Source organism: Lactiplantibacillus pingfangensis (assembly GCF_005404945.1).
Taxonomy (GTDB): Bacteria; Bacillota; Bacilli; order Lactobacillales; family Lactobacillaceae; genus Lactiplantibacillus; species Lactiplantibacillus pingfangensis.
Map to the genome: position 1 here is coordinate 1 of NZ_BJDG01000051.1, position 6,282 is coordinate 6,282.

6 protein-coding genes are annotated in these 6,282 nt (G+C 43.6%); 2 read left to right on the forward strand and 4 right to left on the reverse strand.

What is annotated here, in order from left to right:
• Positions 1 to 342: 342 nt before the first annotated feature.
• On the reverse strand, positions 343 to 495 hold the full coding sequence (locus FFM74_RS13695) for a hypothetical protein (protein WP_171000754.1): 153 nt from the start codon (positions 493 to 495) through the stop codon (positions 343 to 345).
• Positions 496 to 817: 322 nt separating this feature from the next.
• Between FFM74_RS13695 and FFM74_RS13370 the strand changes: the two genes are divergently transcribed.
• Entirely contained in the window at positions 818 to 2,047 is a 1,230-nt protein-coding gene (locus FFM74_RS13370; RefSeq protein ID WP_171000755.1) for an ArgE/DapE family deacylase, read from the forward strand.
• A 40-nt stretch (positions 2,048 to 2,087) separates the two neighbouring features.
• On the opposite strand, the gene FFM74_RS13375 is transcribed toward FFM74_RS13370, so the two are convergent.
• Positions 2,088 to 2,510, reverse strand: a complete 423-nt coding sequence (locus FFM74_RS13375) for a hypothetical protein (protein WP_137627115.1) — start codon at positions 2,508 to 2,510, stop codon at positions 2,088 to 2,090.
• Between the two features lie 236 nt (positions 2,511 to 2,746).
• Positions 2,747 to 3,667 carry an aldo/keto reductase gene (locus tag FFM74_RS13380; protein ID WP_137627116.1) on the reverse strand — a complete coding sequence of 307 codons (921 nt, stop codon included), beginning with the start codon at positions 3,665 to 3,667 and terminating at the stop codon, positions 2,747 to 2,749.
• A gap of 922 nt (positions 3,668 to 4,589) precedes the next feature.
• Here FFM74_RS13380 and FFM74_RS13385 point away from each other — a divergent pair.
• Entirely contained in the window at positions 4,590 to 5,573 is a 984-nt protein-coding gene (locus FFM74_RS13385) for a serine hydrolase domain-containing protein (RefSeq protein WP_137627117.1), read from the forward strand.
• A gap of 47 nt (positions 5,574 to 5,620) precedes the next feature.
• Here the strand turns inward: FFM74_RS13385 and FFM74_RS13390 are convergent, their stop codons facing one another.
• Positions 5,621 to 6,136 (reverse strand): VanZ family protein, encoded by a 516-nt coding sequence (locus FFM74_RS13390; RefSeq protein ID WP_137627118.1) that lies wholly within the window; start codon positions 6,134 to 6,136, stop codon positions 5,621 to 5,623.
• Positions 6,137 to 6,282: the final 146 nt, after the last annotated feature.

Consider the following 6,282-nt stretch of genomic DNA (forward strand, 5'->3'; position numbering starts at 1 on the left):
TGTACAGAAAGCGCCCAGCCACGGGGCGGCTGGGCGCTAATGATAGCTGATTACCAACAACAGTTGACAAAGAGCCGTTAAACCGAGCGGCCGACATGTCAAAATGTGGGTCGCTTTTTCAGTCGCGTGCTTTTTTAACTTAGTTTTACGTAATCTAAACAATAACTTTACTGGATAGAGATATTAGTTTTACACCATCGACCTATACTGATCACTGTAATCGAAATAAATGGGATGAGGTGGTCGCTGATGATGAAGATGATTGGTAAGCTGATGACAATTTTGGGATTGGGACTATTGATTAGCGGTTGGGGGACCCTAGTTCGGTGGCATCAACCCCAGTCAGCGTCCTTTCGCTGAAGCGTCAACGACTAGCTTACCGGTTTTATTACAGCGCCAGCAACGGCCGAAGATAATGGCGTTACCGGCGACAACGGTTCCGGCAGGACGAATGCCAGTTAAGGCACATTGGCAACCGAGTGCCCGGGTTGGCATGTTCAAGCCAATGTTGCATGACAAGGTGAGTGGTCGGGATGATCGCGGTCAAAAGAGATTGGTTAGCAGGTTTGGGGAGTAGTAATTTGGAGAAATGGCTTAACTTAGGTGGGCCTTGGCAATGGGGATTGCTGAGCTAAGGATGGTCGTTAGCTGGCTTGATCATGGTGATCAGGTCTTTTTTAGTCTCGTGATATTAATAATGCCTTCTTTTGTTGACCTTACGAAGCATTCGGTTATGGTTGTACTGCGCATGACTTGGGACTATGATGACTATAAACTGATAATCGCAGTTATTTTCAGAAAATGGAGGATATTATCAATGGAACGACCCGAAAAAATCGAAATTTTACGTCAATTGGTTAAGATTCAGTCCGTCAATGGCAATGAGTTAGCGGTGGCGGAATACTTAAAAAAGGTGTTTGATCGTGCACAAATTAAAGCGCAGGTTTTGCCAGTGGGACATGATCGTGCGAATTTAGTCGCGGAAATTGGGTCCGGCAGTCCGGTGTTAGCGGTGTCTGGACATATGGATACGGTTGCCGTCGAACGCGCCGATTGGAATCAAGATCCGTTCACACTGACGACAGTTGGGGATCAATTGATTGGCCGCGGCAGTTGTGACATGAAGAGTGGCTTAGCAGCACTAGTGATTGCCATGATTGAGCTAAAGGAACAACAAGTGCCGTTAAATGGGACGATTCGGTTACTAGCCACTTATGGTGAAGAGTTTGCAGAACAAGGTGCCGCAGACCTTACAACGGCCGGATACATGCAAGACGTGACTGCTTTGATGATTGCCGAACCGACTGGCTATAATATTTGTTATGCGCAAGCTGGATCGGTGGATATCACCTTAACTTCGAAAGGGCAGACTGCCCATAGTTCAATGCCCAAAATGGGTAATAATGCAGTTGCACATCTGGTGAATGCGTTAGTCCAGATTCAGGAGAACGTTAAAAAGTTAACCGCGGGGATTAAGAATGATGTTTTGAACACCGAAACGTTATTCAATATTGATGTCTTTCATGGTGGCAATCAAGTTAATACGATTCCCAATTTGGCCAAAGCTCAGATTAGCATGCGTACGATTCCAGAAGTCAGTAATGATGCCTTGATAAAGACTTTTGAGACCACGCTCGCGCAATTCAATGTGGCTCACGGCAGTGAGATTAGTCTGAAGGTTGAAATGTCGGTCCAACCAGTTGTTGGTGATCCTGATGGCCGGATGTTGAAGTTGATTCAACGGTTAGGTCAGCCCTACTTGGCACAGACAAAGTTTACACCCGCTGAACTAAAAATCACTGAACTGGCGGCAAAGTCGATGGGAATGACCATCACGAATCAGACGATTCCTGCTGTCGGCGCTGCGGGTGGTACGGATGCCCGGCAATTTTTAATTGATCAGCCGGCAGGTGCGGATTATACGGTCTTTGGTCCCGGTAATTTCACCTCGCATCAAGCGAACGAGTCAATTTCAGCATCAATGTATCTCGACTTTATCAAATTGTATGAAGAACTGTTCCCGGCCTATTTAAATGGTGAAGGGTAATCAAAAAGGGACTTGGCAACCGCTGCCGAGTCCCTTTGCCTTATTTCGCTTTTTTCTTAGTAGGTTGTTTCTTTTTTAACTCACGCAAGGTTTCTTTAAACGCGGTGATTTCTTCAGCGTGTTTATCAGCCCATTCAGTATAGTTGGAATGCGAATCAGTGTCACTGATTTTTAGCCCAGTTTCTAGCCAGAATAGCGCTTCGGTGAGTGAGCCGAAATTATGAAACCAAAGTGTGTGACCGTTGTCGGAGTCCATGGCAACGTAGGATTTGTAGTGGGGGGTCAAAAAAGTGTGTTTGACGATCTTAAACGCCGCCCGTCGCCGCGTTAGCTTATGATCCGGTAAAATATAGCGTCCCGGATGAGCTAACCGCGGGATTGAATTCTTACGTTGTTCCTTATATTCCGTCAGCATTGCCTTGGCGCGGTCAGCGTTGATGAGTGTAATGTTGAATTTTGACATAGCAGGGCTCCCCTTGATCATGCATTTAAAGTGCTGATTAATTTCATTAGTGATAACTTGATACTTACACTACTAATGATAGCGCAGTTTTACTAAAATTCGAAATATAAAAACTTGAATTTATTCCGTTTTATGGCTTCTTACGTTAAATTTAAAGAAAAATTGGCAAACAAAAAACGGGACAGTGTGTCCCGTTAATCGTTTTGACTCATCATGACCGAGAGCGATGAATCTAGTTAAGGTAAATCGTTCCCGGCAGCAAAATAAATGTCGTACCATTCTTGTCGTGTCAGGTCGATATTAGCGCCAGCGGCATTTTCGGCTAAGTGTTTAGGATTCATCGTGCCTAAGATAACTTGGATTTTAGCGGGGTGGCGTAAGATCCAAGCGGTGGCAATGGCACTCTTGCTAGTCTTCTTTTCATCCGCAAGGGTTTGCATCGCGTCATTTAACTCAGGAAACTTCGGATTGTCTAGGAAAATCCCGGCGAAGTTGCCATATTGATAAGGTGACCAGGCTTGGATGGTCATCTGATGAAGCCGAGAGTATTCGATGATTTCACCATCGTGATTGATACTGCGATCGTCTTGCATGTTGGTGTGCAGACCAAAGTCAATTGCGCCGGTGTGCATGACGCCAAATTGTAATTGGTTGATCATTAAGCGTTGATTGACGGCGGCTTGCAACATGTCAACTTGCATCGGGTTAAAGTTTGAAACACCAAAGTGGCGAACTTTACCGCTGAGTTGTAGCTCATTGAAAGCTTCGGCAACTTCAGCTGGGTCCATTAATGGATCAGGTCGGTGGAGTAGGAAGCTATCCAGATAATCAACGCCTAAGCGTTGGAGTTCACCATCTACAGCGTCAATCAGGTGTTGTTTGGAGAAGTCATACCGTTTTCCAGGAACAATGCCGCCTTTTGATTGAATGAAAAGTTGGTCACGACTGACCGTTGACTGTTTTAAAGCTTTACCAAAGATAGTTGATGAGTCGCCGCCACCATAAATATCGGCTGAGTCAACATAGTTAATACCTAAGTCAACTGCCGTTTCGAGCACTTTGCTAGCTTGGTCGACGGTTAAACTGTTCATCCGCATAATACCCAGAGCGACTGCGGATGCGTTCATCCCACTATGGCCTAAATTAATTGTTTTCAAGTGAAGATCCCCCTTAGAGTTTAGTACCAGTATACGGGTTAGGACTGGCGATGTAAACGGTTGCTACTGCTGAATGATGAGTGACTTTCTTCTATATAATATAAAAGGACTTACATGGTGGCGAGCCAATTTGAGCGCAAAAAAATAGAACCCAAGGCTTCTCAACTTGAGTTCTACTTATGAGGAATAATCCATATTAGCAAGAATTACTTGTTCAGTGTTCTTAATACGTTACACCTTCATGCTTATTCAATTTTACGTGTGTCCAACTTCTAACGGACTAACCCGTATTTATTGTAGCTATCTGCTCTAGTCGATCAAAAGTACTTAAATACTTGATTCATGACTCTTCAAACGGGTTTTAACGAAAGCCGAACTCGCGTTTAAAACTTAGGAATGTCTTCGTAACAGACATGCACCTCCGTTTAAACTTTTTAAAACCTGAAGCTTACAATGGAACTGTACTAGTGGAACCTTAAACTTGGCATCGGCGACACCCTGTTTCTAATCTAAAGATTAAAACTTGATAGTCTAGATAACACCAATTAATTCTGTTGCGGTTATCGTTAATTCAAGGGTTAACGTTCAGCCATCCAACGGAAAATCTCCCGACACTCGCTAGACCGATAACGCCTCAACGCCCGAAATGGTTTCGATAACGACCATAACTTTTAAAACTAGCTGTCTAACGTTACAGCGACAACCAATGCTCATTGAGAAGCTTGCTAATGAGGATTAATTCCTTTCCTCACTTAGTATACTAACAGATTATGTAAGCGGTTGCAATGCTTAAACCCTAAAAATTTTAAAAGTTAATGGCGTTGCTTTTATCGGGATTTTCGTTATGATAAAAGAGTATGACAGTCTGCAAGCCGCATGGGTTTGACGTGACGGCAATGACGAAAGGTAGGCCTATAAACACGTGATTAATAAAATAGCAGCGTACATTGATAGTTGTATTGATGCTGGTGATATTTATGGGGCATCATTTAGCATAATTACCCCCCAGGGCGTGACGCAATACTATCATGGTAAACAAGGAAAAGATGATTTTGCCATTGGCTTAGATCCTTCAATGATCTATGACCTCGCTTCAGTGACAAAAGTCGTGGGAACAACGACACGTATTTTTCAATTACTGTCGGATCATACGATTCGCTTAGAAGATCCGGTTGCGCGTTTCTTACCGGGATTTGCGCATAAAGAAATTACGATTAAACAACTCTTACTTCATAATAGTGGGTTACCGGCAGATATTGATAATTTGACGACGATGAATCGGGAAGACTTAATTGCCGCAGTCTATAATGCCGAACTCATTAATCGGCCGGGAGAAAAATTCGTTTACTCTGACTTAGGCTACATTATTCTTGGCTGGATTATTCGGACGGTTGATGGGGCTTTAGCTCGAAGCATTCAAGATCATGTGCTCTATCCGTTGGCGATGACGAACACTGGTTATAATTTGAATCGGCCCAAGATTCGGTTTGTGCCCACTGAGTTTGATCCGCGCCGCGGGCAGATTCAAGGACAAGTTCATGATTATAAAGCCTTTTTACTGAATGGTGAAGCAGGCCACGCGGGATTGTTTTCGACGCTGAGCGATTTGACTGTCTTTATTGAGATGATGTTGAATTTTGGTGAGTATCAAGGCAAACGTGTTTTAGATGAGAATGTCTTTGACTGGTTAGGAGAACATGATGCGGAAGGTCGGACCCTCGGTTGGGAACGACATAATGGGAAGCATCAATACTTACACACCGGTTATACCGGAACAGCGGTCGCTTTTGACTTGGATCGCCAGGTTGGGCTGGTCTTATTGACTAACCGCGTTTATCCAACGAGTGATAACCATATTTGGAATCGTGACCGGCAACGTGTTTTTGAATTGTTTTTCAATGATTAGTAAAAAGGTAGTTAGCTGACTCGTTATGAGGATCAGCTAACTACCTTTTATTTTTGTAACCAATGATAGCCAGGCAGGTGGGCGATTAGTTGATAACTGCCAAAGCCCAGAATAACGCCAGCCCAATTAGTGAGGACATCGTCAATGTCGACCCAACGGTTAAGGTGAACCAGCCAGTCTAAAATGAATTGTCCCGTTTCTAGTGAAAGCCCAGTGAGCAATCCGAGCAAGATGATTTTTTGCCAAGAGAATGTTGGCCAATTCCAACCAAGCATAAATCCCAAGGGCACTGTTAGTAGAATGTTTAGCCAAAAGCCTAAATCCAATTGTCGAATCGGATTGGGAATAATTTTAGCCGGTCCTAATGTAATGTAGGGAAGAACAACAGAACTACTAAAATCGTAAGTCGTCGGCGTCAAACAGATTGCGGTTAAAATCCAAATGACCAGTAGTAAAGCCAATCGTTTTAAGTGGCGATATTTTGTTGCCGGTAGTTGCCAGAGTCGTGTACTGATAAACAAGGTTAGCAGTGTGATTAGGATAAACGGTAGCCAGGCAAGCATGTATGAAGCCTTCTTTCATAGTGATAACTGTGGGCTATTATAGAGAAAAGTTGCCGTGTTTACCAGATTATGAAAAAACATGTCGAAAAGTGTTGACACTTTCATTTCAAATTGGTATATTAGTACACGTTGCTGCTACGGCAGAT

Coding starts and splice junctions, on each gene's coding strand:
- FFM74_RS13370 (WP_171000755.1), top strand. CDS start 818: ATGGAACGACCCGAAAAAATCGAAATTTTACGTCAATTGGTTAAGATT.
- FFM74_RS13390 (WP_137627118.1), bottom strand. CDS start 6,136: ATGCTTGCCTGGCTACCGTTTATCCTAATCACACTGCTAACCTTGTTT.
- FFM74_RS13695 (WP_171000754.1), bottom strand. CDS start 495: ATGCCAACCCGGGCACTCGGTTGCCAATGTGCCTTAACTGGCATTCGT.
- FFM74_RS13375 (WP_137627115.1), bottom strand. CDS start 2,510: ATGTCAAAATTCAACATTACACTCATCAACGCTGACCGCGCCAAGGCA.